At 68.5% G+C, this 22,690-nt stretch carries 24 protein-coding genes; 19 read left to right on the top strand and 5 right to left on the bottom strand.

Annotation, left to right across the window (positions count from 1 at the left end):
• Positions 1 to 50: 50 nt before the first annotated feature.
• The 4 genes from ACIRU3_RS12355 (at position 51) to ACIRU3_RS12340 (ending at position 3,639) form a co-directional block, all read left to right on the top strand.
• A complete protein-coding gene (locus tag ACIRU3_RS12355; RefSeq protein WP_404055206.1) occupies positions 51 to 281 on the top strand; it encodes a hypothetical protein in 231 nt (76 codons plus the stop codon).
• Positions 282 to 529: 248 nt separating this feature from the next.
• Positions 530 to 973, top strand: coding sequence for a hypothetical protein (locus tag ACIRU3_RS12350; RefSeq protein ID WP_404055204.1), 444 nt, complete (start codon positions 530 to 532; stop codon positions 971 to 973).
• A gap of 69 nt (positions 974 to 1,042) precedes the next feature.
• Positions 1,043 to 1,879: a protein kinase gene (locus ACIRU3_RS12345; protein WP_404055202.1), complete on the top strand. Its 837-nt coding sequence runs from the start codon at positions 1,043 to 1,045 to the stop codon at positions 1,877 to 1,879.
• A gap of 1,529 nt (positions 1,880 to 3,408) precedes the next feature.
• On the top strand, positions 3,409 to 3,639 hold the full coding sequence (locus ACIRU3_RS12340) for a hypothetical protein (RefSeq protein WP_404055200.1): 231 nt from the start codon (positions 3,409 to 3,411) through the stop codon (positions 3,637 to 3,639).
• Here the strand turns inward: ACIRU3_RS12340 and ACIRU3_RS12335 are convergent.
• On the bottom strand, positions 3,608 to 4,021 hold the full coding sequence (locus ACIRU3_RS12335) for a GntR family transcriptional regulator (RefSeq protein WP_404055198.1): 414 nt from the start codon (positions 4,019 to 4,021) through the stop codon (positions 3,608 to 3,610). The genes ACIRU3_RS12340 and ACIRU3_RS12335 overlap by 32 nt on opposite strands.
• Before the next feature lie 187 nt (positions 4,022 to 4,208).
• On the opposite strand from ACIRU3_RS12335, the gene ACIRU3_RS12330 reads away from it, so the two are divergent.
• The 8 genes from ACIRU3_RS12330 to ACIRU3_RS12295 all read left to right on the top strand — a co-directional run bounded on the left by ACIRU3_RS12330 (position 4,209) and on the right by ACIRU3_RS12295 (position 10,404).
• Complete coding sequence (locus tag ACIRU3_RS12330; RefSeq protein WP_404055196.1) at positions 4,209 to 4,565, top strand: hypothetical protein; 357 nt, start codon at positions 4,209 to 4,211, stop codon at positions 4,563 to 4,565.
• Entirely contained in the window at positions 4,562 to 4,771 is a 210-nt protein-coding gene (locus ACIRU3_RS12325; RefSeq protein ID WP_404055194.1) for a hypothetical protein, read from the top strand. Before ACIRU3_RS12330 ends, ACIRU3_RS12325 begins: the two co-directional genes overlap by 4 nt.
• Entirely contained in the window at positions 4,768 to 6,198 is a 1,431-nt protein-coding gene (locus ACIRU3_RS12320) for an FtsK/SpoIIIE domain-containing protein (protein ID WP_404055192.1), read from the top strand. The genes ACIRU3_RS12325 and ACIRU3_RS12320 overlap by 4 nt, the downstream gene beginning before the upstream one ends.
• Before the next feature lie 16 nt (positions 6,199 to 6,214).
• The gene (locus ACIRU3_RS12315; RefSeq protein WP_404055190.1) at positions 6,215 to 6,394 is read left to right on the top strand and encodes a hypothetical protein; all 180 of its coding nucleotides are present in this window, start codon (positions 6,215 to 6,217) and stop codon (positions 6,392 to 6,394) included.
• 50 nt (positions 6,395 to 6,444) lie between these two features.
• A complete protein-coding gene (locus ACIRU3_RS12310) occupies positions 6,445 to 7,182 on the top strand; it encodes a DUF2637 domain-containing protein (RefSeq protein ID WP_404055188.1) in 738 nt (245 codons plus the stop codon).
• Between the two features lie 149 nt (positions 7,183 to 7,331).
• The gene (locus ACIRU3_RS12305; RefSeq protein WP_404055186.1) at positions 7,332 to 8,819 is read left to right on the top strand and encodes a replication initiator; all 1,488 of its coding nucleotides are present in this window, start codon (positions 7,332 to 7,334) and stop codon (positions 8,817 to 8,819) included.
• A complete protein-coding gene (locus tag ACIRU3_RS12300) occupies positions 8,810 to 9,022 on the top strand; it encodes a helix-turn-helix transcriptional regulator (RefSeq protein WP_404055497.1) in 213 nt (70 codons plus the stop codon). The genes ACIRU3_RS12305 and ACIRU3_RS12300 overlap by 10 nt, the downstream gene beginning before the upstream one ends.
• A complete protein-coding gene (locus ACIRU3_RS12295; RefSeq protein WP_404055184.1) occupies positions 9,016 to 10,404 on the top strand; it encodes a tyrosine-type recombinase/integrase in 1,389 nt (462 codons plus the stop codon). Before ACIRU3_RS12300 ends, ACIRU3_RS12295 begins: the two co-directional genes overlap by 7 nt.
• 34 nt (positions 10,405 to 10,438) lie before the next feature.
• Here the strand turns inward: ACIRU3_RS12295 and ACIRU3_RS12290 are convergent, their stop codons facing one another.
• The gene (locus ACIRU3_RS12290; RefSeq protein WP_404055182.1) at positions 10,439 to 11,818 is read right to left on the bottom strand and encodes a hypothetical protein; all 1,380 of its coding nucleotides are present in this window, start codon (positions 11,816 to 11,818) and stop codon (positions 10,439 to 10,441) included.
• 19 nt (positions 11,819 to 11,837) lie between these two features.
• Between ACIRU3_RS12290 and ACIRU3_RS12285 the strand changes: the two genes are divergently transcribed.
• From ACIRU3_RS12285 to ACIRU3_RS12275, 3 genes are all read left to right on the top strand, one after another.
• A complete protein-coding gene (locus ACIRU3_RS12285) occupies positions 11,838 to 12,116 on the top strand; it encodes a hypothetical protein (protein WP_404055180.1) in 279 nt (92 codons plus the stop codon).
• 269 nt (positions 12,117 to 12,385) lie between these two features.
• Positions 12,386 to 13,297, top strand: a complete 912-nt coding sequence (locus tag ACIRU3_RS12280) for a hypothetical protein (RefSeq protein ID WP_404055178.1) — start codon at positions 12,386 to 12,388, stop codon at positions 13,295 to 13,297.
• 6 nt (positions 13,298 to 13,303) lie between these two features.
• Positions 13,304 to 13,942 (top strand): hypothetical protein, encoded by a 639-nt coding sequence (locus ACIRU3_RS12275; RefSeq protein ID WP_404055176.1) that lies wholly within the window; start codon positions 13,304 to 13,306, stop codon positions 13,940 to 13,942.
• A 434-nt stretch (positions 13,943 to 14,376) separates the two neighbouring features.
• On the opposite strand, the gene ACIRU3_RS12270 is transcribed toward ACIRU3_RS12275, so the two are convergent.
• Positions 14,377 to 15,873, bottom strand: coding sequence for a trypsin-like peptidase domain-containing protein (locus tag ACIRU3_RS12270; protein WP_404055174.1), 1,497 nt, complete (start codon positions 15,871 to 15,873; stop codon positions 14,377 to 14,379).
• 335 nt (positions 15,874 to 16,208) lie between these two features.
• Between ACIRU3_RS12270 and ACIRU3_RS12265 the strand changes: the two genes are divergently transcribed.
• The 3 genes from ACIRU3_RS12265 to ACIRU3_RS12255 all read left to right on the top strand — a co-directional run bounded on the left by ACIRU3_RS12265 (position 16,209) and on the right by ACIRU3_RS12255 (position 18,989).
• On the top strand, positions 16,209 to 17,036 hold the full coding sequence (locus ACIRU3_RS12265) for a glycerophosphodiester phosphodiesterase (protein WP_404055172.1): 828 nt from the start codon (positions 16,209 to 16,211) through the stop codon (positions 17,034 to 17,036).
• A 173-nt stretch (positions 17,037 to 17,209) separates the two neighbouring features.
• Positions 17,210 to 17,848 (top strand): ATP-binding protein, encoded by a 639-nt coding sequence (locus ACIRU3_RS12260; protein ID WP_404055170.1) that lies wholly within the window; start codon positions 17,210 to 17,212, stop codon positions 17,846 to 17,848.
• A 178-nt stretch (positions 17,849 to 18,026) separates the two neighbouring features.
• On the top strand, positions 18,027 to 18,989 hold the full coding sequence (locus ACIRU3_RS12255; protein WP_404055168.1) for a DUF5926 family protein: 963 nt from the start codon (positions 18,027 to 18,029) through the stop codon (positions 18,987 to 18,989).
• A 244-nt stretch (positions 18,990 to 19,233) separates the two neighbouring features.
• Here the strand turns inward: ACIRU3_RS12255 and ACIRU3_RS12250 are convergent, their stop codons facing one another.
• On the bottom strand, positions 19,234 to 19,872 hold the full coding sequence (locus ACIRU3_RS12250; RefSeq protein WP_404055166.1) for a hypothetical protein: 639 nt from the start codon (positions 19,870 to 19,872) through the stop codon (positions 19,234 to 19,236).
• Positions 19,873 to 19,928: 56 nt separating this feature from the next.
• Positions 19,929 to 20,594 carry a bifunctional DNA primase/polymerase gene (locus tag ACIRU3_RS12245; RefSeq protein WP_404055164.1) on the bottom strand — a complete coding sequence of 222 codons (666 nt, stop codon included), beginning with the start codon at positions 20,592 to 20,594 and terminating at the stop codon, positions 19,929 to 19,931.
• A gap of 606 nt (positions 20,595 to 21,200) precedes the next feature.
• Here ACIRU3_RS12245 and ACIRU3_RS12240 point away from each other — a divergent pair.
• Positions 21,201 to 22,616: a PP2C family protein-serine/threonine phosphatase gene (locus ACIRU3_RS12240; protein ID WP_404055162.1), complete on the top strand. Its 1,416-nt coding sequence runs from the start codon at positions 21,201 to 21,203 to the stop codon at positions 22,614 to 22,616.
• Positions 22,617 to 22,690: the final 74 nt, after the last annotated feature.

Genomic DNA, 22,690 nt, shown 5'->3' with positions numbered 1-22,690 from the left:
GGTTTGTCGGAGGTTCCGACGTCCTGTTGGGCGGCAGGATGCTCATGCCCATGGCGAGCAACCAGCAGACCAGACCAGGCATCGGCGAACTGGCGAAGGACACAGCCAGTGGACGTATCGGCGTCGTCATGGGTGAGGTCGGCGCCCGGGTGCAGATAAGGCCCATCGGTGGCGGCGTCGAGTGGGACGCCAAGCCGGGCAACGTGGTGGCGCCGACTGCGCGGGAGGAACTGACCGCCCGCCTGGCCATCAAGAACGGCAACGGCCGGGACGGCCTGTGATGCGCGCCATCGGCCGGTACGCGGGGGTCCTGTTCATCATCGTGATCAGCAGCTCGTGCGGCCTGGTGATCGGCATGGCCCTCGGTATCAGCCAGTAGACCGGCCGCCCCGAACGGGGTGCCACCTTCATTGGCTCCCCCCTTCCCCGTTCGGGGCCGGCCTTCCATCCCCCGGTTGTCCCGGGCCGTGCCTGGGCGATCGATGCGGGCGTAAGTGCCAGAGCACAGCGACACTCAAGGAGTATTCGCATGACGGCAACGGCCAACGATCAGAAGACCGGTCGCGCGGTGGCTGGTGAGGACCTGTTCGACAGCCTCACGCACTTCGTGGTCGTCCACAGCGGGCAGACGCGCGAGCGGGCCGAGCGGATCGCGGACCAGGCGGTGGCCTTCGTGGTTACCGCAGCAACCGCCACCGTCCCCATGGTCCCGTCGGACGACGTGGACCTCGGTCTGCACGCGCTCATCCTGCACACGAAGGAGTACGCCGCACTGTGCGAGCGGTACGCGGGCCGCTTCCTGCACCACAACCCGATGCCGGGCGGAGGGGCCCGTGACCCGGAGAAGGTTGCCGCCTCGGCACACGCGATGAAGGCGGCCGGGTTCATGGTCTTCGACGGCCTCTGGACCGTGGACGGCACTAACCTCGCGCAGTGCGACTCGGACTGCGGCCGCCCGTACGGTCAGGCGTAGCTACACGACACCAGCGCGCGGCCGGCCTCGACGCGTGGTCGGCCGCGTTGCCCGGAAGGAGAACTGACGTTGTCCGGGACACCCCCTGAACTGCCGATCGTCGTGCTCGACGCGCTCATGCCCACAGCTCAGCGCCTGGTCGTCAATCGCCGGGGCTCGATGGTCTGGGAGGTCGAGAGCCATCGGGGTCAGTGCGCCGTGAAGGTCGGCTATCCGATTGAGGCTACGGCCGACTGGCCCGCCCAGCCGTGGACGGCGCTAGCACCGGCACGGGAAGGCGCCGTGCTGCACCGCCTGGGCTTCCATGACTTCGCGTACGGCGAATGGGAGCTGGGCACCTGGAACTTCCAGCCGTGGCGCGAGGGACCGGATCTCTACCAGCTGTGGGCGCCCTGCCGTGAGCCGGGCTCGCGCATCGAACCGCACACCAGCGTGGCCCTGGGCTGCGTGGAAGCGCTGGCCGAACTGCATTCCAAGGGCTGGGCCCACGGCGACGTGCAGCCCGCGCACTTCATCATCGGCCCGGAACGCACGCACCTCATCGACCTGGCCTTGGCGCGCGGCGGGCACGTGCCTGAGGGGTACGACTTCCCGTTCCGCGGCTGCCTCGTCCACTACGAGGCACCAGAGATCGCGCGCAGCGTGCTCGCCACCGGAGAGGCGGAGCCTACGCCGGAAGCCGACATCTACGCGCTCGGCGCCTCACTGCTCATCTCCGCCACGGGATGGCGAATCGTCGAGTACCCGGACGACGCACCGCGCCCCGAGCAGAGACGAGCCGTCGCGAACGGCAAGCGTCGGACCGCGAAGGTGAACGGCGAGCTCGGCGAGCTGATCGACGCCATGCTCTGCCCTGCTCCCGAAGACAGGCCAACGATCTACGAGATCGGTAGGGCCATGAGCTGAACCCGAAGCGCCGGTGTTCTCCGGCGACGCGACGCGCAGCGAAGACCGACCGCGCAAAGACCGGACCACCCTCAGCCTGGACAGCATTCCGGGTGGTCCGGTCGCGGAAGCCCTGATCAGGACCCCGGTGCCGATGGTACCGGGGTGGTTGGCGTGCTCGGATTCGGGTGCTGCTGCAACCCTGGCTCCTTGTTGCCGAATTGGAGAGGAGTCCTGACCTGAGCCACCGAAAGTCAGCCACGACGGCGGGTGCGCCGAACGAGCACCCGCCACGTGTGGCTCCAGCAACCACCCGCCGGCCTCAGCCACGCTTCTTCGATACGTCACGGGCCTCGGCCTCGTTCCAGCGTGGGCGTTGTCGACGCAGCTGCCTCACGGACGGGCTCTGTCTGAGGCTCTGTGGCCGACCCTGCTTGGAACGATGGCAGGTTGGGCGGCGCGCTCACACCAGGTCGGCGTCGGCCTGGTCCTGTTGCTCGGAGTGGTCGGGTTGCTTACTGGTCTGGCTCTCCGCCATGGCGATGCTGCGCGCTGAGCGGCAGGGGCCGCCGGAGCGGTGGCGGAGACAAGGAGCGGCGGCGGCCCGTGGCCGCCCGCGCGCGCGGTCCGCCGTAGGCGGGCCGCCTTGATCCAGTAAAGAAACTCTGAACAGCTCCGCTGCGGTGGGCCCCGGCCGCTCATGCCGCCATGCGGTGTCTCTGCCTTCCCATCCGTTCCGCAGCTCCCCAACTGTTATGAACACCCATGGTCGTATTGCTGACCATTTGTCCTGGCGGTCGGCGGAATCTATCCACAGGTTGGTCGGTCCATGGTTGGGGCCTGTGGAAAAGCCGGTGGCTTACCGCAGTCTTCGTTATGCGCTCATGACCATGGAGAGCCTCTGGTGGTAGGTGGTCTGGTCGGTTGGGTGTGCTGGCGCTTGGTGATAGCGCGCGGCTGTTATGTGTTCGCGACCTTGGTCGCCCCTCCGTGGTCAGTGGCGTGGTTGGTAGCGGGTGATGGGCTGGCAGCGCGGGCCTCCGGTGAGCTGTGAGGCAGGTCACGCAAGGCGGTGTCACACCAGAGCGGATTTTCGGACCTGTAGCAAGTGCAGGGGATCGCCCGTCGCGGTGGAGGTGTCCGCTTTCGATGATCTGCTGCTGCGCACACCGGAGAGCCCGGCAGACCTAGGTACGGACGGAGCGAGGGAAGTGATCGGCGTCACATCTGTTCGGGGTCACACGCGACCCGAAAATCCGACCTCTATGGGCGTCCCTCAAAACGGGGCGGCGGAACATAGCCGACGATCGCCGGTTACCCAACCCGGCGTTTCTCCAGACCATTGATGCACTGCCCGGATGACTGGAAGGACAAGCGACATGAGCGAGCAGAAAAGGCACGGGCCCGTACGGCGGGACGGGAAAGAAGGTATTTGCCCGCCTGATGGGAGCGCGGAGCTACGCCCCTCGCACCTGTCCGGTTCGGCCGGTAGACCTGGCTCAACAGCCGGGATGACGGCTTGCCGAGCGGCACGGGCAAGCCCTGATCCAGTGGTGGATGACCGCTGGGCAAGCCTTCGGGCAAGCCCCCGGCGGTTGGCTGAACTCGACGCGCAGGAACGGCACAACAACGAACGGGTGGAAATGAACGAGCACGAGGCAGCACTGATAGCCGCGAAGCTCAAGGAAGTTGAAGACAAGGTGGCGCGGTTGGAAGATCTGGCGCGTCGGGTCCTCGAAAACGTCCGCGCTACTTCTTCGGCGCCCTCTTCGCCTCAGTGACGCCACCGAGCTGCCCGAAGACCTGGAACAGAGTGTCCAGCCTGGCATTTATCGCATCCAGTCGTTCGGACAGCTCGACGTATTCCTTCGTGGGCATCTGCCCGCCGCTTGCCGCCTCGGGAGCGCCGACCTTCGGGTCGGCCTCTGGTAGAGGGTCAGCGACGAAGTTGCCCCGACCCGGCATTGTGTTGATCAGCCCTTCGTCGCGCAACATGCGCAGGGCGGAACGCGCGGTCATGTTCGCGATCTCGTAGGTCGCCTCTAGGTCGCGAGACGAAGGCACCCGCTCGCCCGGCTTGAGCCGGCCGGACCGGATCTGCCGCCGCAGCTCTTCGGCGACCAGACGGTACGGCGGGGTGTCGGAGTCCTTGGGCAGCTTCATAACCCGAGGGTAGCGGGCCTGGCCCGTCTACCGCAGTAAGACCCTGTTGCACCCCCTGATTCCCGTATGGGCTTACCCCACCATAGGTGCGATGTGCGCTAGGCGCTTGACGGACTCATGGCGGATAGTGCACTGTTGATCTCGCTTCGCCACCCGGCGGAGCACCTACCGAAAGGACGTAACACCCATGGCTCGTATCCGTGTTGGCCTGCTTCCGTCTGCGTCGTTCATGGTCGGCAACATGGCGGTGCCGAAGTACGCGGACGCAGAGAAGACCCAATTCGCCGTGGACCGCGAGACCGGCGCGAAGCTGTTCACGGTCACCCTCTTCTTCATGGAGGAGGACCGTGCGGAGGCGCTGAAGATCACGGTTCCGGAGACCGGCCTCCCCAACGGCCTCAAGCCGGGTGTGCCGGTGATGCCGATGGAGCTGTTCGCCACTCCGTGGGCCCGGATCTTCAACGGCTCGCTCTCGGACGGCATCGCCTACCGCGCTGACCGTCTCGACCTGGTCGCCCCGGCCCCGGTCGCTGACGCGGCGTGAGCGGTACTGCGTTCCGGTCCGGCGTCGAGCGCAGTTACCCGCTGCCTCGCGCCGGGCCGGATGCCCGGATCACCGATTCCCTCATCAACTCGGTGGCGGCCGTGCTTGTCGGCTACGGCTTCCCCCGCCTTACCGCCCCGGATCGGGTGGCCCTTGAAACGGCCCTTGCGGCCTTCCTCTACAACTCGCAGGAGAGCAAGACATGAAGGACAACGACCCGACGGGAGGGGCCTTCGGCTACGGCCCCTTGGTCGTCGGCGTGGCGCTGGTCGTGCTGGTCGGCTGGTCGGTGTGGTGGGTGGTGCGCTACGTGCGGGCCGATTCCATGACCCGGCAGTCCATCCGGCAGGCCGTGCGGGTTCGGCGGACCTGGAAGCGGCTCGCGCAGATGCTGAAGCTGTGCGCCACGGACAGGATGCCGACCCCGCTGGCCTCGCTGGCGAACACGGACGGCAAGCCCGTCAAGCCCCGCGTCCAGGTCCCCGCGCTGAAGGTCACGCATGACGCGTTCGGGGTGATCGCACGGGCGACCTGTCTGCCGGGCGTCGGCCTGGCGGAGTTCCAGAAGGCGGCCCCCTACCTGGCGGATGCCTGGCGTATGACCCGCGTGTCCGCGCTGCCGGGGGACAAGCCGGGACAGGTGATGCTGCGCGGGGTGCGCGTGGACCCGCTGATCACGCCGACCGTTCACGTGCCCACCGGCCGCCCGCCTGAGGAGTACGCGAAGTGGGACCTGGGGGTGGACGAGTTCGGCATGCCCGTCTTCGTGCCCCTCAAGGAAGTGCCCGGAGTGGCCGTCGGCGGCCTGCCGGGCTTCGGGAAGACCTCGTGTGTGAACCGGCTGGTGTGTGACTGGGCGCCCTCGCCGACCGTGCAGTTCGTCTTCTTCGACGGGAAGGTATCCCACGCCTACGAGGGCGACTACGCCGACCTGGTACAGCGGGCGTTCGCGTTCTGCGGGGATGACCTGGAGGAAGCGAACAAGCTCCTCAGGGAGCTGGTGGAGTTGCGCCGTGCCCGCTCCGCGAGCATCCGCAAGGTGCTGGGCAAGAAGAACATGTGGCACGTCGGCCCGTCGGCCCACTGGCCCCTGATCGTCATCGTCATCGACGAGGCCCATACCTACTTCCGCGACCACAAGGGCTCCGACCCGGCCACGAAGCGGCTGGCGGCGTTCGCTGCGGAGAACGCCCGGCTCACGGAGGACCTGGTGAAGAAGGGCCGTTCTGTCGGTTTCCTGACCCTGCTCACCACGCAGAAGACCACCGGGGACGCCATCCCCACCTTCATCCGCGATGTCTGCCCGGTCGGCCTGTCCTTCGCGCAGAAGACCGCTGACGCCGCCGTGGCCGCGCTCGGTGACGACATCCGCGAATGGCCCGACGCAAGCCCGGTCCATCTCCAGGACCCCGCGTACGTCGGTGTCGCGGTCATGTCCCAGCACGGCCGCCCCGGCTTCATCCGCATCCGCACCCCCTACGTCGCCGACGAGGACGCCGCCCGCGTCGCCGAAGCCACCGCCCACCTGATGCACCACCCGGCCCGGCTCCTGGAGGACCTGACCGGACAGACGGTCGTGGACCTCACCAAGGACGACCCGGACGACGACGGCTCCACGCCGCTGGCGGCCTGACACACAGGGAGGACAGATGCGCCCCAGTATCCGCAAAGCCGTACGGGCCATGAGGCGGGCCACCGCTGACGGGCGCTTGCTGGATGCCGCAGCGATCGGCGTCACGGCCTACCGCACTGCGAACGGCAGGGAACGCCAACTCCTCGAAAGGTTCCTCGGCCCCAACGCAGCCGAGATAGCCAGGCTCAAGCTCTGACGGGCCCTGACAACGAGTCCCACGCAGCCACGAAAGGAGGTGAACACCCAATGTCTGAAGCCAGGATCACCCAGCGCACCGTGACCGTGGTCATGGGCATCATCGCCGCTCTGGCATTCGTCTTCTCCTTCGGAAACGTCTGGGCCCTGGCCCTGCGCCTGGGCGTCCCTGCCCCCATCGCGCCCCTGATCGCCCCCATGGTTGACCTGTCCGTGGTCGGGCTCCTGGTCGCCCTGCGCTACCTCTCCCTGCGGGGCGTCCCGCCCGAGCAGATGAAGGCGGCCACTCGCCTCATGCACGTGTCCGGGCTGCTGACCCTGGCCCTCAACATCGCCGAGCCGATCGTCGCCCGGCACTACGGCCGCGCCGCTGTCGACGCCGTAGCCCCGGTGCTGCTCCTCGGCTGGGGAGCGGTCGGCCCCCAGCTCCTGCGCTCCTTCCACGCCGTCGCCACCACAGCAGCCGACCCGGCCCCCGCGACCGACCCGGAAGCGGCCGACGAGCCCGCCCTGGTCTCCAACGAGCCGGAACCCGTCCCGACGCCTGCGCCGCTCGTCACACAGGAGCCGACTCCGGTTGCTCCACCCGCTACCCCGGCCCCCGTCGCCCCTGCGCCTGCGCCTGCGCCTGCGCCTGCGGTCAAGGTGCCTGAGCCGCTGCTGACCGAAGCACGCTGCATCGCCGCTTCCCACCGCGACGAACACGGCGAACCCATCACAGCGGCCCAGCTCAAGAGGCGGCTCGGCATCGGCCTGCCCATGGCCACCGCCCTCCACTCCGCCCTGTAGGGCCCCACCCTCAGCCGGCCTCCCCGGCATCTCCCACTCTCGCCCAGCCCTGGGTCGACCCGTCATGCCTGCGGGCAGCAGCCCGAGCGCACCTGATCGCTGCTGCCCGCAGGTCCCACCCTCGCGCCCGGAAGGAGACCCCGCCACCCATGCGCCGCCCCCTCGACCTACGGCACGTCGTCAGCCCCGGCCTGCGGGACCTGATCGAACTGGCCAACACCCACGACTTCGACCGCGTACAGCAGCAGGTCTACGACCTGCGCGGCTGCACCAGCCCCGTTAACCTCCACGGCTTCACCATCACAGCCGACCCGGCCACCAAGGAAGTGGTCCGCTCCTACCGCTCCGAGGACGAACCGTCCGGACGGCTGCTGACCACCTGTGGCAACCGCCGTGCCTCCCGCTGTCCCTCCTGCTCCCGCGTCTACGCCGCCGACACCTACCACCTGATCAAGGCCGGACTGTCCGGCGGCAAGAACGTCGCCGAAACCGTCCGCGACCACCCCCGCGCCTTCGTCACCCTCACCGCCCCCTCCTTCGGCCCCGTCCACAACCGCCCCACCACCAGTGCGGGCAAGTCCCGCCCCTGCGCCTGCGGCGACACTCACGCCGAAGACGCGTCGGAACTCGGGACCCCGCTGAACCCGGCCACCTACGACTACACCGGCGCCGTGCTCTGGAACGCCCACGCCGGGCAGCTCTGGGCACGCTTCACCACCTACCTGCGCCGCGCCCTGGCCGAACACCTCGGCATGACGCAGAAGGCGCTGAACGCCGCGCTGCGCGTCTCCTTCGCCAAGGTCGCCGAGTACCAAAAGCGTGGCCTGGTCCACTTCCACGCTGTGATCCGCTTCGACGGCCCCGACGGCCACACCACCGCGCCCCCGGCCTGGGCCACCTTCGATGCCCTCCACATCGCTGTCGGCCTCGCGGTCAAGCGCGCCCGGCTCACCATCGAGTCGGACTTCATCGGCGAACGCGTCATCGCCTGGGGCGGCCAGTACAAGGTCGACCCCATCACCGCCCTGGGCGACGGCGAACTCACCGACGCCAGGGTTGCCGAGTACACAGACACCAAGGTCGCCGGATACATCGCCAAGTACGCCACCAAGAACGCCGAAGGCGCGGGCACCGTGGACCGCACACTCATTTGCCGCCCCTGCCAGGGACGCGGCTACGTACGCGGCACCGCCCCCCTCGCCGTCGGCTGCACCAACTGCCACGGCACCGGACAGGCCGAACCCATCAAAGCCCTGCCTATCCAGCAACACGTACGCCAGATGATCCGCACCGCCTGGGCCCTCGGCCACCTGCCGGAGTTCGCCGAACTCAAGCTCTGGAAGTGGGCCCACATGCTCGGCTTCCGCGGCCACTTCTCCACGAAATCCCGCGCCTACTCCACCACCCTCGGCGCACTCCGCGACGTACGCCGCGCCTGGCGCCTCGCCCAGGCCGAAGCCGCCCGCGCCCGCGCCGGCCTCCCGACCCCCGACGAGACCACCACCCTGTTCACCGCCTCCTCCTGGACCTACCTCGCCAGCGGCTACCGCCCCGGCGAAGAACTCCTAGCCGCCCAGGTCCGCAGCGACATCGCCCACGCCGAACGCATCAAGTCCGAAGGAGAACCCTGGCTGTGACCACTGCGACCAAGCTCAACAGGCAGACGCTGAAGCTGGGGGAGGCGCTTGCCGAGATCGGGGTGTCCCGCGCCGCTTTCTACCGCATGCGCGCTCGGGGCCAGGCTCCCAGGCACCTGAAGCTCCCCAACGGTCAGATCCGCATACGCCGGGCCGACCTCGATGCCTGGTTCGACTCCTGCGAGGTGCAGGAAGCGTGCTGACCTACGACGTGCAGATCTGGGGCATCCGCAAGCGGTCCAACCGTGTGGCGGCCTATCAGCTCCGCTGGCGGGTCGGCCCCCGCCCCTTCTCCAAGAGCTACAAGATCAAGGCTCAGGCCGACGGTCGTCGCTCGGAGCTGCTGGCCGCCCTGCGCAACCGCGAGCAGTTCGACACGGAAACCGGCCTGCCCGTCTCAGAGGTGCAGGCGCTCAACTCCACCACGTGGTACGCACACACACGCGCCTATGCGGAGATGAAGTGGCCCGGTGCCTCGGCCAAGCACCGCGCAAGCATCGCTGACACGCTGGCCACCATCACGCCGAAGCTGGTCAAGGACAACCGTGGGGCTCCGGCTCCGAAGGTCCTCCGCATCGCCCTCTACTCGTGGGTCTACCGCTTCGTCCTCGGCGACGACGGGACGCTGAAGCCCCGTATCGACGTCGGGGAGCCGCCCGCCGAAATCGTGTCAGCGCTGGATTGGATCAGCCGGAAGTCCGTCGACATCACCGCGCTCAATACGCCCTCGGTGGTGCGTACGGCGCTCGACGCTCTGAAGCTGAAGCAAGACGGCACGGCCGCTGCCGAGAACACGGTGAATCGCAAGCGAACGGTCTTCAGCAACTGCCTTCGGTACGCGGTGGAACGGGAGTTGCTGGCGACCCTGCCGCTCGACAAGGTCGACTGGACCCCGCCCGAAACTGACGACGAGATCGACTTTCGGTTCGTCCCCGGCCCCAGGCTGGCGAAGGCACTGATCGACGCCGTAGGCGAGCAGGGGGCACGCGGATGCCACCTGATGGCGTTCTTCGGCTGCCTCTACTACGCGGCCAACCGTCCTGGGGAGGCGGCCAATCTCCGGGAAGAAAATTTCACCTTGCCCGAAGAGGGCTGGGGAGAAGTGCTGCTGTCCACGAGCACGCCCCGCGTCGGCTCCGGGTGGACCGACACGGGCGAGTCGTTCGATACACGCGGCCTGAAGAAGCGGGCCCGCAAGGCGACCCGGCGTGTGCCGATTCCCCCCGTCCTCGTGCGCCTGGTCCGCGAGCACATCAAGGAGTCCGGTACCGCTGAAGACGGCCGGCTGTTCCGCGCGGCCCAGGGTGGCGGCCTGCTGTCCAAGGAGTACGGGGAGGCTTGGAAGGCGGCTCGACTCGCGGTGCTGACCGAATCTGAAGCGGCCTCCCCCCTGGCTGACGTGCCGTACTCCCTGCGTCACGCGGGCGTCTCACTCTGGCTTGAGTCCGGAGTCTCCCCGGCTGAGGTCGCGCGGCGGGCTGGCCACAGCATCGCAGTTCTGTTCCGCTTCTATGCCAAGGCGATCCACCGCAACCAGCAGCGGGCGAATGAGCAGATCGAGCGCGCACTGGACGAATCTGAGTAGCTGATCTCCAGGGTCTGCGGGCTCATGAGCAGGGCTACGGGCGTCGGCCGCGCGGCCACGCATCTACAGCCTCCTCGGGCGGATGCCGTTGTAGCCATTTGCGTGCGGCTTCTTCGCCGAAGCCGTGTTCTCGGAGGACTTCGAGGGCAGCTGCTCGTATGGTTTGTTTCCTGTCTCCTTCGTCCAGATAGACCTTCATACGTGCCACCACGTCGTTGTAGTCGTAGTCGTAACGACCGTTGACCTTCTGGGCGAACATCGGCAGGAGTTTGTAGTAGCGGCGCTCACTGATGCCAACTTGGGTCCACGGGTACCGATCTGGTGCCACATTCTTTCGGTACTGCATTACCGCGATACTCGCCTTGCGGCGCACGTACCGCCGAGTCGCTTCTGCGCCCCGGGCCGGGTCGAAGCCGGGGCGGATCAGCTGTTCGAGCAGCGTCGCTGCAGCGGAAATCCTGTCCGGGGCATGGGTCTGACGCTGGATACGGTCAACCTGCAGCGGGTACGCCATAGCAACAGCGTTCGCCAGTGCCGGTTCGTCACCCGTGATGTAGCTGTGCCAATAGCCCTTCAGGACTACCTGGCACGCGATCTCGTACGGGGTCGAGAGGGGGTCAAGGGTGATGGTCGGTATACCGTGGCCATGGATAGCCTTGGCAATCCGACTCCACGGCCGGCTGGAGGGACGCTGGACCTGATCGGTCCAGAGGCGCGCAGTAAATGCCCACTCGGCTGGCTGCCGCGTTATTGGAACTACGACCAGGATGGCTTCGACAGCCGCGAGCGGCGGGACCTCTCCGCCAGCCATTGCCTCGTTCAACAACAGCTCGACAAGTCGGCCATCGTCCTCAGTCTCGCTGGTCACCCAAATGAGGCGGCGAGCAATTTGGATCCACCACCCGTTGACGGGGACTCCGAGGATCGGAACGTAGTACCGAAGAGCAGGATCCATAACACGGCGAAACAGCTCTTTCCGCTGCTCGTGGTTCGTTGACGTGCCTAGCCAGTGAAGGACGTAGTCACCCGAGAGGCGCCCCGCCTGCGATGCATGAGCGACTAGTTGGCCGGCGATCCAGAGTGCATCCGCGGTAGGTGCGGCACTCGGGACAGGGTCAGCGAGGGGTGAGACCTGCAGGACGGTGCTGATCTCAGCGTTCGTCGGGTCAGGGACCTCCCATACCCCTGCCACAGGCTCCATTGAGCCGGCCTGCAGGTCAGGGATGTCCACGAAAGGCAAACCGTTGGGCTCGAAAAGGGAGGTCTTCCGGCGTACCGGATGGAAACTACGGCCGGACAGAGCGTCGATCTCGCGGCCGGCCTGGACAAGTAACTCTCTGAGTACACGGCGGTCCGGGTTCCCTCCGATCAGCTGCGCAGCCTCATCCTCAAGACCTTCGGACCAATGTCCCATGCGGGCAGTATACGAGGGCATGGAGAACAAAAATCCCAGCCTCAAGCGGGCGCGATCGCATGAACCCGATCAAGAGAGTCCCCGAATGCTTGAGGAAAATTCTGACCTGACGCCCCGTTTCAAGCTGATCTTCTCCACCGTGGCTGTGCTGACGACCCTGGCGCTGATCTTGAATGTGCTGTTGGCAGCATTCGGCGACAACTCCGAGCAGGTCAAAGCCGCTGTGGAGGCGTGTTCCACGACCTACATGATGGGCTTCGGGGCGATCGTGGGGCTCATCGGCGGCAAGGTCGCATAGCGCCTGCCATCAGGAGCAGTCGGCCCAATCAAGCAAGCGCTGCAGCGGCCTCAACAGGTAGTCCATGCCTGGTCTGTAGAAGTTGATCCAAGTTGTGCCAGAGCGGATCAAGGTGAGACGAGCCGATGCAGAAGGGCAGCCTCTCCGTGAGAGGCACCACGTGTTGATGTCCATCCCCGCCCAACTGTCAGTGCTGGGGCATAGCCTGCGCGCGGGCTAGGACCGCGACTGTGCGCCAGGTCCAACTGCCAGTACTGGAGGAGGGGACCATGCAACTCTCACCTGACGAACGAGTCGCCAAATTGGCCCGTTGGAAGAGCCCGCCGAGCGCGGCAGAGGAGCAGCGCCTTGAACGCGCACGCCGCATGGTCACCCGCGCGGTGCAGCAACACCCTCCGTTCGCTGGCCTCGGTCTCAGCGTCGAGGCCAAGGGTTCCTGGGCAAACAACACGAACGTGAGTAGCGACAGCGACGTCGACATCAAAGTGGAGTTCACCCAGCGCGCCTACCAGGGCTCCTCAGCGAGCGGGATGAACTACTGGGAGCTGGCCCTGTCTCCCAACAGGTACGCGGGTCCGTGGACACCCGAGGTATTCCGGCAGGAGCTTGGGGTGGCGCTGAAGGGGGTCTCCAGTGCTGTAGACGCAACACACAACGTCGCTTTCTACGTACCAGATGTTCCCGGCAGCCGTCCCAGCACAGACGTTGTCCCGTGCTTCACGTACATTCGCCAGCCCGGCTGGGGCCATCCTGCAGCCCAGGGCACGGTCGTCTTCACGAAGGACGGCAAGCACATCGTCAACTGGTCCCACCAGCAGCTGATCAACGGCAGAGAGAAGAACAAGCGGACCAATCACCGTTACAAGTTCGCTGTCCGCGCGCTGAAGGCGATTGAGAACGACCTGGTCCAGCTTGGCGAGATCGAAGACCTCCCGTCCTACTTCATGGAGTGTCTGATCTACAACGTCCCCGATTCGGTGCTCACGCATGGTTCCCTCGACACGGCCTTCGAGCGAGCCCTGAGCCACCTGCGCCAACAGTTCAGCTTCTGGTGGGGACACCCTGACGCGTTGGTCGAACCTAACGAGATCAAGAAGCTCTTCCAGAGCGGCCAGAAGTGGAAGACGGACGACGCCCGCAGACTCCTCAATGCGGCATGGCACTACCTCAACTACGGATGAATGTCGATGACTTCACCAGCTCGGTCCATACGTTGGGGCGCAGCAGCCGCCTCCACCATCTATGGCGTCCTGCTCTATCTGCTGGGCCTACGCCCTAACCAAGAGTTGAAGTACGCCTTTGCCTACGTGCCTACAGTCCTGGGCTACCTGGTTCTGGTCTTCGACAAGTGGGCCTGGCGTTGGCCCGGTGTTCACAGACTCACCGGGCACCCGCGCCTGGATGGCACTTGGCGCACGACGCTGACCCCAAGCACCGAAAGCCATATCCCTGCCGGCGGCAACCGGGGACCCATACGGGCCTACCTCACAGTCGAGCAGTCCTACTGGAGCCTGCACGCCACGCTGCGCACTGCTGAGAGCAGCTCCCGCTCTAGCAATGCGACCGTCGATAAGACGGACGGATCAGGTATCTCTGAACTGCGATTTCTTTACGAGAACATCCCACAGGTGGCTCACCAGCAACGCAGCCCTCGGCACACTGGTGCGTGCCGGTTGAGCCTGGCAGGTAGAACCCCCACCGCACTCGCTGGTCGCTACTACACCGATCGATTCACCGCTGGCGACATGGAATTGGTCCTGATCACCAGGACCACCGACTACAGCACCTTCGCTCAGGTAGCAGCAGCAGACACCACCGCGCCCTGAAGCCCATAGTTGATCGCTATGGACCGTGGTCCACGCCTGGTCCACACACGTTGATCGACAACGCGACAGAGCTGCGTCAAGGTGAGACAGACAACGCAGAAGGGGTACCCCTCAGAGACGGGTGCCCCTTCTGACCAGCACGTCTATGACCTGTGGAGGCGCTGCAATCCGAACCCACGGGAACGCCGTCGCGCTCTCACGTTTTTCAAGACCGTTCCCTTAGGCCGCTCGGGCAACCCACCTCGGCTCCGCCCACCCGGGCCGGAGCGGGTACAGCGTACCGGGAGCGCGGCGGGTCGTGGGCCGTGGTCCGGTCGGGAGCGGTCGTCGCCGGATCTTGTGCCGGCCCGCCGGCACTTCCCGCGAGCAGCACAAGGAACACATGGAAGGAGCGCCCCTCCCCGAGAGGCGCCCCTGTCCGTGTCGCCGAGCGGTCAGCTGTCGCCGCTCCGGGAGCCGAGGGTCAGGTCCACCGTGTGTTCCTGGCCGCCCCGCTTGTAGGTGACCTTGACCTTGTCACCGGGCTTGTGGGTCCAGATCTCGCCGATCAGGGTCGGACCGCTGTCGATCACGTTGTCGTCGAGCTTGATGATGACGTCCCCGGGCTTGAGGCCGGCGTCGGCGGCCGGGCCGTCCGACTCGACCGCGGCGGCGCCGGCCGCGCCCTGGTCGGTGATCTTCGCGCCGTCCGTGGAGTCCTCCAGGGAGACGGACGCGCCGATCTTGGCGTACACCGGCTTGCCGGTCTTGATCAGCTGCTGGGCGACGTACTTGGCCTGGTTGATCGGGATCGCGAAGCCGAGGCCGATCGAACCGGACTGGCCGGAGCCGAAGCCGCCGCTGCTGCTGGACTGGATCGCCGAGTTGATGCCGATGACCGCGCCGGAGGCGTTGAGCAACGGGCCGCCCGAGTTGCCGGGGTTGATGGACGCGTCGGTCTGCAGGGCGCTCATGTAGGACGCCTTGCTGGAGGAGCTGCCGTCGCTGGAGGCCACCGGGCGGTTCTTGGCGCTGATGATGCCGGTGGTGACCGTGTTGGACAGCCCGAAGGGGGCGCCGATGGCGATGGTCTCGTCGCCCACGGCCACCTTGTCCGAGTCGCCGAGGGCGAGGGGCTTGAGGTCCGAGGGCGCGTCCTTGAGCTTGATGACGGCGACGTCGTACCCCTGGGCGTGGCCGACGACCTCGGCGTCGTACTTCTTGCCGCTGGGGAAGGTCGCGGTCAGCTTGCCGCCGTCGACGGCCTCGGCAACCACGTGGTTGTTGGTGACGATGTGGCCCTGGGTGTCGAACACGAATCCGGTACCCGTGCCGCCCTCGCCGCTGGTGCTCTCCGCCTCGATGGTCACCGTGCTGGGCAGCGCCCTGGCGGCCACACCGGCGATCGTGCCGGGGGCGCGCTTGACCTGCGAGGCGCTGCTGTCGGAGGCGGAGACGGTGGTGGAGCCGCTGCTGTCGTTGTCCTTGGCCAGGGTGTAGCCGAGGCCGCCACCCAGGCCGCCGGCGACCAGCGCGGCCACCAGGACCGCGGCGACCAGCCCGCCGCGCCCGCTGCGGGGCTTGGGGGCGGGCTGCTGGTACGACGCTCCCCAGCCGGCACCCGCGCCATCGGAGCCGTCCGCGTAGGAGGGCGTGGCCGGCGGCGGGGGCGGCCAGGAGCCCTCGGGTGCCGGGCCGCCGTAGGGCTGGTGGGCGTCAGGGGCGGGGCCGGAGGCGTGCATCGCCTCGGGCGGGCCCGCAGGGGCTTGCGCCATGGGTGCCATGCCCTGCTCCGGTGCGCCGGGGGCGCCCTGCGGCACGGGCGGAAGCGGCGCCGTCGGCGCATTCCCGTCAGGCGCTGAGTCCTGCGGGGAAGCAGTGGGAGAGGCCACCGGCACGGGAGGTGCGGACGGGGCCGGGGGTACCGCGTTGCCCTCGTTCTCGGTGCTCACAGCTCTTCTCCTCGATCCACGGCAGTTGTCCTCGGTCGCACTCGGTCACACTCGCTCATGCTCGTCACGCTTGTCGCGGCGTGCACGTTTTTCGCCCGTGAAGCGTGGGCCCGGCGCGATACAGCTGTGCATGGTTCCGTGTTCCTGTTGTATGCAGTCAGCTTTTCCCATGGGCCGTCAGAGCACCATAAGCGGTGGCTGTGGGTCCAGGGCCATTCTTTATATAGGACTTTTCCAGCAAACCTCACATAGACGATCAGGGTGGATGCCCCCGTTCGCCGCACGGACGCACCCGCGCCGCCCGGTGCACCCCGTGTCGGTGGCACCATGACGCGGTGACCCACGCACCACAGCACCCCGTCCAGGTCGTCGCCCACCGGGGGGCGTCCGAGGACGCGCCCGAGCACACCCTGGCCGCGTACAAGAAAGCGATCGAGGACGGGGCGGACGCCCTGGAGTGCGACGTACGACTGACCGCGGACGGCCACCTGGTGTGCGTCCACGACCGCCGGGTGAACCGCACCTCCAACGGCCGCGGGGCGGTCTCCGCCCTGGAGCTGGCCGATCTCGCCGCCCTGGACTTCGGCTCCCGGAAGACGCGCGAGGCCTGGCGCGGACGCGACGAGGAGCCGGACTGGGTGCACCGGCCGGAGGACCCGGCGGACACCTCCGTACTCACCCTCGAGCGGCTGCTGGAGCTGGTCGCGGACGCCGGACGGCGGGTGGAACTGGCCATCGAGACCAAGCACCCCACACGCTGGGCCGGACAGGTGGAGGAGCGGCTGCTGGTCCTGCTGAAGCGCTTCGGACTGGACGCCCCGGCCGCGCCCGCCGAGTCGCCGGTACGGATCATGAGTTTCTCGGCGCGCTCGCTGCACCGCGTGCGTGCCGCCGCGCCGACGCTGCCGACGGTCTACCTGATGCAGTTCGTCTCGCCCCGGCTGCGTGACGGACGGCTGCCGGCGGGGGTGGGCATCGCGGGCCCCTCGATCCGCATCGTGCGCAATCACCCGGCGTATGTGGAGCGGCTGAAGCGGGCCGGCCACCAGGTCCACGTCTGGACCGTGAACGAGCCCGAGGACGTCGACCTCTGCGTCGACCTGGGCATCGACGCCATCATCACCAACCGCCCGCGCGCGGTACTGGACCGACTGGGCCGCTGAGCCCGGGGAAGCGGAGCCCAAGAGCCGGGTAAGCACCCGTGCAGATCCCTTGACCCGGCCGCCGGGGTCGAGCATTCTCCCTTCTCGGCCACACCAATGAAATCCAGCCACCCGACGACAGGACCGTCACCGGGAGTGCTCCGGCGCATTCGTTCCGTAGGCGGTCGTTGCGAATGCGTCACCGGAAGAGGATTGGCCGGTTTCCGGTACAGGCCAATGGGGCATCCACACCGTGGCGTGGGGCAAAGGAGGTCTCGGGGGTGGCGTTGGTGGTGGCACAGGAGGTGCCCACGTCGTCGAGCATGGCCGTTCCCCATGGCCCTGCGGGCGTGGGGAAGGCGCGACACCGGATGCGTGCGCAGTTGCGCAGTGGTGGCGTATCGGAAACGGTCATCGACGACGCCGTACTGATCCTGTCCGAATTGTTGAGCAACGCCTGCAAGCACGGGCGGCCGCTGGGCGACGCTCCGGTCGGGGACGGGGATGTGCGCGCCGCTTGGCGGGTGGACCCGCGCGGGCGGCTCACCGTGGAGGTGACGGACGGCGGCGGCCCGACCCGCCCGGCTCCGGCCACCCCGTCGGTCACCGCGCACGGCGGCCGCGGGCTGAACATCATCACGGCCCTCGCCGACGACTGGGGCGTCCGGGACGACATCCACGGCGAAGTGACGGTCTGGGTCGTGGTCAACGAGGACGTGCACGATCCGGACGCCGGGTGCCACCGCGGCGGTTTCGCTACGCGCGTCACCACCGCCGGAGTTCAGGCCATGGCCGAACTCGACTTCGCGGACGCCTTCGAAGACCTGGACTGAGCGCGCGGCGGCATGTGCGGACCCGCACCGCTCGGGCCGCGCGGGACAGGGGAGTTGTCCCCAGGTTCACCCCCTCGGCCTCGCCCACGCGTCCGTTGTCCACAGGTTCCCGTCGTCAGGGGCGCGAACGGCTAGGCTCCCGCCCGTACGAGACAAGCCGTAACCGGGAGACCCCACGATGGCCAAGAAGCGACCCCAGACAAAGGCCAAGCCGCAGATCACGGACGGAGAGATCCCGGTTGTCGGCGCCCGCGAGCCCTGCCCCTGCGGCAGCGGCCGGCGCTACAAGGCGTGCCACGGCCGGGCCGCCGCGCATGCCGCGACCGAGCTGGTGCACCGTCCGTTCGAGGGGCTGCCGGGTGAGTGCGACTGGGTGGCGCTGCGCGAGCTGGTTCCGGCCGCCACGGTGGAACTGCCCCTGAAGGACGGCCTGCCCGAGGGCGTCCCGTCGGTCACGCTCGCCACGGTGCTGCCGATGGCCTGGCCCGCGCTGCGCCGCGACGACGGCGCGGTCCTGCTCGGCCTGCAGAACGACACGCCCTCCGGCGACATCAGCCGCGACCTCGCCGACACCCTCCAGCGCGCGCTGGAAGCCGCGCCCGGTACGCCGGTGGAGGGCCGCCGCGCGCCCACCGAGGGTCCGCGGCTGCAGGACCTGCTCGACCCGGAAGGCGCCTTCGAGCCAGTTGTGCACAGCGGCTTCGAGTTCTGGGTGCCGGACGCGGAGAACGCCACCCCGGACGTGGCCGCCTCCCTGGAGCGGGCCAACGCCGCCGCCATCCCGACCGTGAAGCTGTCCGGCGTGGACGCCGCGTACTGGTGCGAGACCCCCGAGAAGAACCACCTGCGCTGGGTCATGCCGCATCCGGAGGAACTGCTTCTGGACGCGCTCGCCCGGCTGCACGCGGCGGGCCGTTCCAGCCTCGGCGAGGGCACCCGGCTGGTGGGCTCCTTCCGTGCTCACGGCCTGACCGTTCCGGTCTGGGACCTGCCGAGCGGGGTCACGGCCGAGGACGTGGAGAAGCCGGCCGCCGAGTTCGCCGAGCGGCTCGCCACGACCCTCGCCGTCACCGAGCCGCTCACGGCCGACGAGCGCCGGGCGCGCGGCGGGCTGACCAACCGGCAGGTCACGCTCAGCTGAGACACCGCCCGGACACGGCTCACGGCTGACCGACCGGTCAGCCGTGAGGAGGGCACCGAAACAGGTGACTCCTGTCACAACTCCCCGTCGTGACAGGCAAATCGGTGTCCGAATAGCCGAGATCGAATTTGCGAACCGCCGATCTCTTGTTACCGTTCCAGTAGCCCGGTTGCTGGTGCATCCCCCGTCGCCAGCAACCGGGTCTTTCCATGTCCGCGCACGGTGTACAGCACGTCGCGGAGCGTCAACTCCCCTTTGTCTCCTCGGAGTTGCTGCCCGAGCGCAGCAGCAGTCCGGTTGCCCCGCGGGCGGCGAACTCGGTGACGGCCGTATAGCCGTCCAGCGCGCCCCGGGTGCGTTCGCGGGGCGTCTCACAGGTTGCGGGCTCGTCGTCGGCGCCCGCGGGGCAGTGCATCTGCACCGTCCGGCCGCCCGGCCCCATCAGACTCAGCACGGCGTCCACAGCCTCGCCGGTGGCGTTGCGGTAGTAGGTACGGGCCCAGGTGTCCTCACCCTGCGTCAGCACACAGGTCTGCGCCTCGACGCCGTCGGGGGAGGACAGCTCCGGTCCGCAGCGCGCGGCGGTGGCCACGCCCAGCCCGAGCAGCAGCGGGGAGCGTGTGGGGCCGACGGAGGGCATCTTCGCGTCGTCGTCGGAGGCCGGGGCAGGCGGAGTCGGCGAGGACGACGGGCGTCCGGCGGCCCGGCCGTCCGTTGCCGAGCGTCCCGCGGAGTCGCCCACCTGCCCCGCGGACGCCACGGCCAGCGGCAGCACGACCGCGGCCACCACGACGCCCACGAGGGCAAGGAGACGGAGCCTTCGGGGGTCCGGCCCGCCGCGGTGCGGCGATTCAGTGCCATGGCCCCCAGAATTACGCAGCATGTAGCGGAAGATAACGACCAAAGGCGGACATCAGGCGTCGGCCGCGCCCGACACCCCTACAACTCGGGTGCGCTCACACCCGTACGAGTGAGGGCGTCGACCACGGCGTCCACCACGGCCTCCACGTCCGGCACCCAGGGCGAGGCCGAGCCGGGCAGCGGGGCACGCTCCCAGCGGACGGCACCCTGGCCGGTCTCGGAGGGCGGCAGGGCGAGATAGCCGCCCTCGCCGTGGAAGCGCAGGGAGCCGGGCACGAAGTCCTTGGCGTAGAGCAGTTCGCCGAGCTGCTCCATGGAGTACGGCTTGACGAGCACCGCCCAGCGGGTCGGCGAGGCGATCACCGGGCCGAGGCGCATGCCGCGCCGGTCGAGCAGGTCGAGGGCGCGGGCCGCCGCGAGCGCCGGCAGGCTGACCGCGCAGGGCGCCGTGCCGCCGGTGGCCAGGACGATCGGCGCGCCCGGCCGGTTGGTCCACCACCAGCGCACCATGCGGCCGTCGGTGGTGGCGGCGAGCAGGCCGGGCTCGAAGGGATGCGCACCGGGCACCGTGCACTCGGGGTCGGGGCAGGCGCAGCGGGCCCGGCCCTGCGGGTCCGGGGCCACGCCCGGGAGTACGGGCCACTGCCATTCCGTCGCGAAGGTCAGGGCCGCGCTGATCAGCTCGAGCCTCCCGCCTTTCCGCCTGGACAGGAGCCTGCGTCGCCTTCCGAGGATCTCGCGCATGAGCGCTCGTTCCTTTCCGTTGCACCGCTGGCAACACCGTGGACCACATCACACCATGTGTCGATCACTTCACTGTGCGTACCTGTTGGCGCATCACATCCCTGCGCACGGCAAGGGGAACCCCAGGGGGTCGAGCGTTGGCCGCGTCCATAGTGCGTCTATCAAAAGCACGGGTGCGGCGCGGGGGTGGCGAAGTCTGGCGTTTTCGCGTCGCGCGTATGTCTCTTCGCCTCCGCCACGGGAGGATGGGGCTCGGCCGTCGGTGGCTATGACGCCCGGGTCCGTCGCCAGGTTCCGGGTGGCCCCCAACCACCCCTGGCCTTCTCCGAGTACGTACCCATCACGACCGCTGTGACGCTCCGTGGAGCAGGCCCAGTCGACCGCAATGAACCGTTACCCGAGGCAGTTTTCAGCCAACTTGGCAGTAAGGCAAGGGTTTCGAAAGAAACCCACATCAGACCCATGGACACCAGGAATCCCTGCAGGACAATGCTGGACATCCCCTTACGAGTGCGTGTACATGTGGAGACACTGCTAGCGGCGCAGAATGACATGGGGGTTTGCGATGCTTTTGAGCAATACGCACCGGTCTGAAGGCCGGACGCCATGAACGCCCCCCACCCTCCGAAAGTGGCTGGAATCGATCCGGCGGTCCCCACGCCCGCACACACTGTCGCGCCCACGCCCCCCGCCCCGGGCGCCGCCCCCTCCCCGGACAGCGCACTTCCCGTCACGAGTGCCCCCGCCCCCGGCACCCTGCTCCAGGACCGGCTGGCCGCCTGGGTCTCGGACCTCACGACCCTCCACGAGCTCACCGAACGCCTGTCCCGGACGAACGCACTCGAGCCCGCTCTCGAGGAGCTGCTGCGCGCCGGATCCGCCCTCGTCGGCGCCCGCCGCGGCCTGGTCGTCCTGGAACCCGGCGACGGACTCGGCCCCCGTACCACCATCGGCCTCGGTCTCGGCCGCGCCGACCTCGGCCACATGGAGACCGTGCCGCCCGGGTCGCTGCCCTACGGCACTCTCCTCGACCAGGGCCCCGGCGCGGGCGCCGAGATCGTGCACGCCGACCTGCTCGCCGAGGACGGCCTCGACCCCCGCCACCGCGAGGTGGCCGCCCGCCTCGGCTACGCCGCCAGCTACGCCCTCCCGCTGTCCACCGAGTCCGCCGGCCGCCTCGGCGCCGCCGTGTGGCTGTACGACGAGCCCGCCGAGCCGGACGAACACCGCCGCCACCTCGTCGGCCTGTACGTCCGCCACGCCGCCGAGCACCTCGCACGGCTGGTGGAAGTGGAGCGCACGCGCGCGTCCATGACGACCATCACCGAGGAGCTGCTCCCGTCCCGGCTGCCGCGGGTGGCCGGCGTCCAGCTCGCCGCCCGGCACCGCACCGGCCCGCGCGGCGGCGGCGACTGGTACGACGCGCTGCCGCTGCCCGACGCGGCGCTGGGCCTCTCCGTCGGCTCGGTCACCGGCTCCGGGCCGAGCGCGGTCGCCGCCATGGGCCGGCTGCGCGCCTCCCTGCGGGCCTACGCCGTGATGGAGGGCGAGGACCCGGTCGCCGTCCTGTCCGACCTGGAGCTGCTGCTGCGGCTGACCGAGCCCGCGCGCTCGGCCACCGCCCTGTTCGCCTACTGCGAACCGGTCCTGCGCAAGATCACCCTGGCCGGCGCCGGGCACAGCCCGCCCCTGCTGATCGGCGAGCGGCGCACCGAGTTCGCCGAGACCTCCGTCTCCGCACCGCTCGGCATGCTCGCCTGCTGGGAGGCGCCGAGCGTGGAGATCCAGGCGGAGGCCGGGGAGACCTTGCTGCTCTACACCGACGGGCTGCTGCACCGTACCGGCGACCCCATGGACCGTGCGTTCGCCCGGCTGCACGCGGCCGCCGCGAGCGTCCCGCGCACGCTGCGCCGTGACCCCGGGGCCGTCGCCGACCACGTGCTGCGCACGGTTCTGCCGGACGGCATGGACACGGCGGACAGCGGGGAGGACGTGGTCCTGCTCGCGGCCCGCTTCGACTGAGGCCGCACGCGTCCTCTGGCATGGCCGGGCATAACAGATCTTCCGGCCCTGGGCCGCTTTCCGTACGCCCGTAC

Origin of the sequence: Streptomyces sp. NPDC101151, from assembly GCF_044768335.1 — a bacterium.
Taxonomy (GTDB): Bacteria; Actinomycetota; Actinomycetes; order Streptomycetales; family Streptomycetaceae; genus Streptomyces.
The sequence above is the reverse complement of the archived record's forward strand: the minus strand, read 5'-3'. Positions and strand labels throughout refer to the sequence as shown.

Bases quoted from the DNA above. Each gene is read 5' to 3' on its own strand.
- ACIRU3_RS12355 (WP_404055206.1), top strand. From the start codon at position 51: ATGGCGAGCAACCAGCAGACCAGACCAGGCATCGGCGAACTGGCGAAG.
- ACIRU3_RS12350 (WP_404055204.1), top strand. From the start codon at position 530: ATGACGGCAACGGCCAACGATCAGAAGACCGGTCGCGCGGTGGCTGGT.
- ACIRU3_RS12335 (WP_404055198.1), bottom strand. From the start codon at position 4,021: ATGAAGCTGCCCAAGGACTCCGACACCCCGCCGTACCGTCTGGTCGCC.
- ACIRU3_RS12330 (WP_404055196.1), top strand. From the start codon at position 4,209: ATGGCTCGTATCCGTGTTGGCCTGCTTCCGTCTGCGTCGTTCATGGTC.
- ACIRU3_RS12320 (WP_404055192.1), top strand. From the start codon at position 4,768: ATGAAGGACAACGACCCGACGGGAGGGGCCTTCGGCTACGGCCCCTTG.
- ACIRU3_RS12315 (WP_404055190.1), top strand. From the start codon at position 6,215: ATGCGCCCCAGTATCCGCAAAGCCGTACGGGCCATGAGGCGGGCCACC.
- ACIRU3_RS12310 (WP_404055188.1), top strand. From the start codon at position 6,445: ATGTCTGAAGCCAGGATCACCCAGCGCACCGTGACCGTGGTCATGGGC.
- ACIRU3_RS12305 (WP_404055186.1), top strand. From the start codon at position 7,332: ATGCGCCGCCCCCTCGACCTACGGCACGTCGTCAGCCCCGGCCTGCGG.
- ACIRU3_RS12290 (WP_404055182.1), bottom strand. From the start codon at position 11,818: ATGGGACATTGGTCCGAAGGTCTTGAGGATGAGGCTGCGCAGCTGATC.
- ACIRU3_RS12285 (WP_404055180.1), top strand. From the start codon at position 11,838: ATGGAGAACAAAAATCCCAGCCTCAAGCGGGCGCGATCGCATGAACCC.
- ACIRU3_RS12280 (WP_404055178.1), top strand. From the start codon at position 12,386: ATGCAACTCTCACCTGACGAACGAGTCGCCAAATTGGCCCGTTGGAAG.
- ACIRU3_RS12275 (WP_404055176.1), top strand. From the start codon at position 13,304: ATGACTTCACCAGCTCGGTCCATACGTTGGGGCGCAGCAGCCGCCTCC.
- ACIRU3_RS12260 (WP_404055170.1), top strand. From the start codon at position 17,210: ATGCGTCACCGGAAGAGGATTGGCCGGTTTCCGGTACAGGCCAATGGG.
- ACIRU3_RS12255 (WP_404055168.1), top strand. From the start codon at position 18,027: ATGGCCAAGAAGCGACCCCAGACAAAGGCCAAGCCGCAGATCACGGAC.
- ACIRU3_RS12250 (WP_404055166.1), bottom strand. From the start codon at position 19,872: ATGCTGCGTAATTCTGGGGGCCATGGCACTGAATCGCCGCACCGCGGC.
- ACIRU3_RS12245 (WP_404055164.1), bottom strand. From the start codon at position 20,594: ATGCGCGAGATCCTCGGAAGGCGACGCAGGCTCCTGTCCAGGCGGAAA.
- ACIRU3_RS12240 (WP_404055162.1), top strand. From the start codon at position 21,201: ATGAACGCCCCCCACCCTCCGAAAGTGGCTGGAATCGATCCGGCGGTC.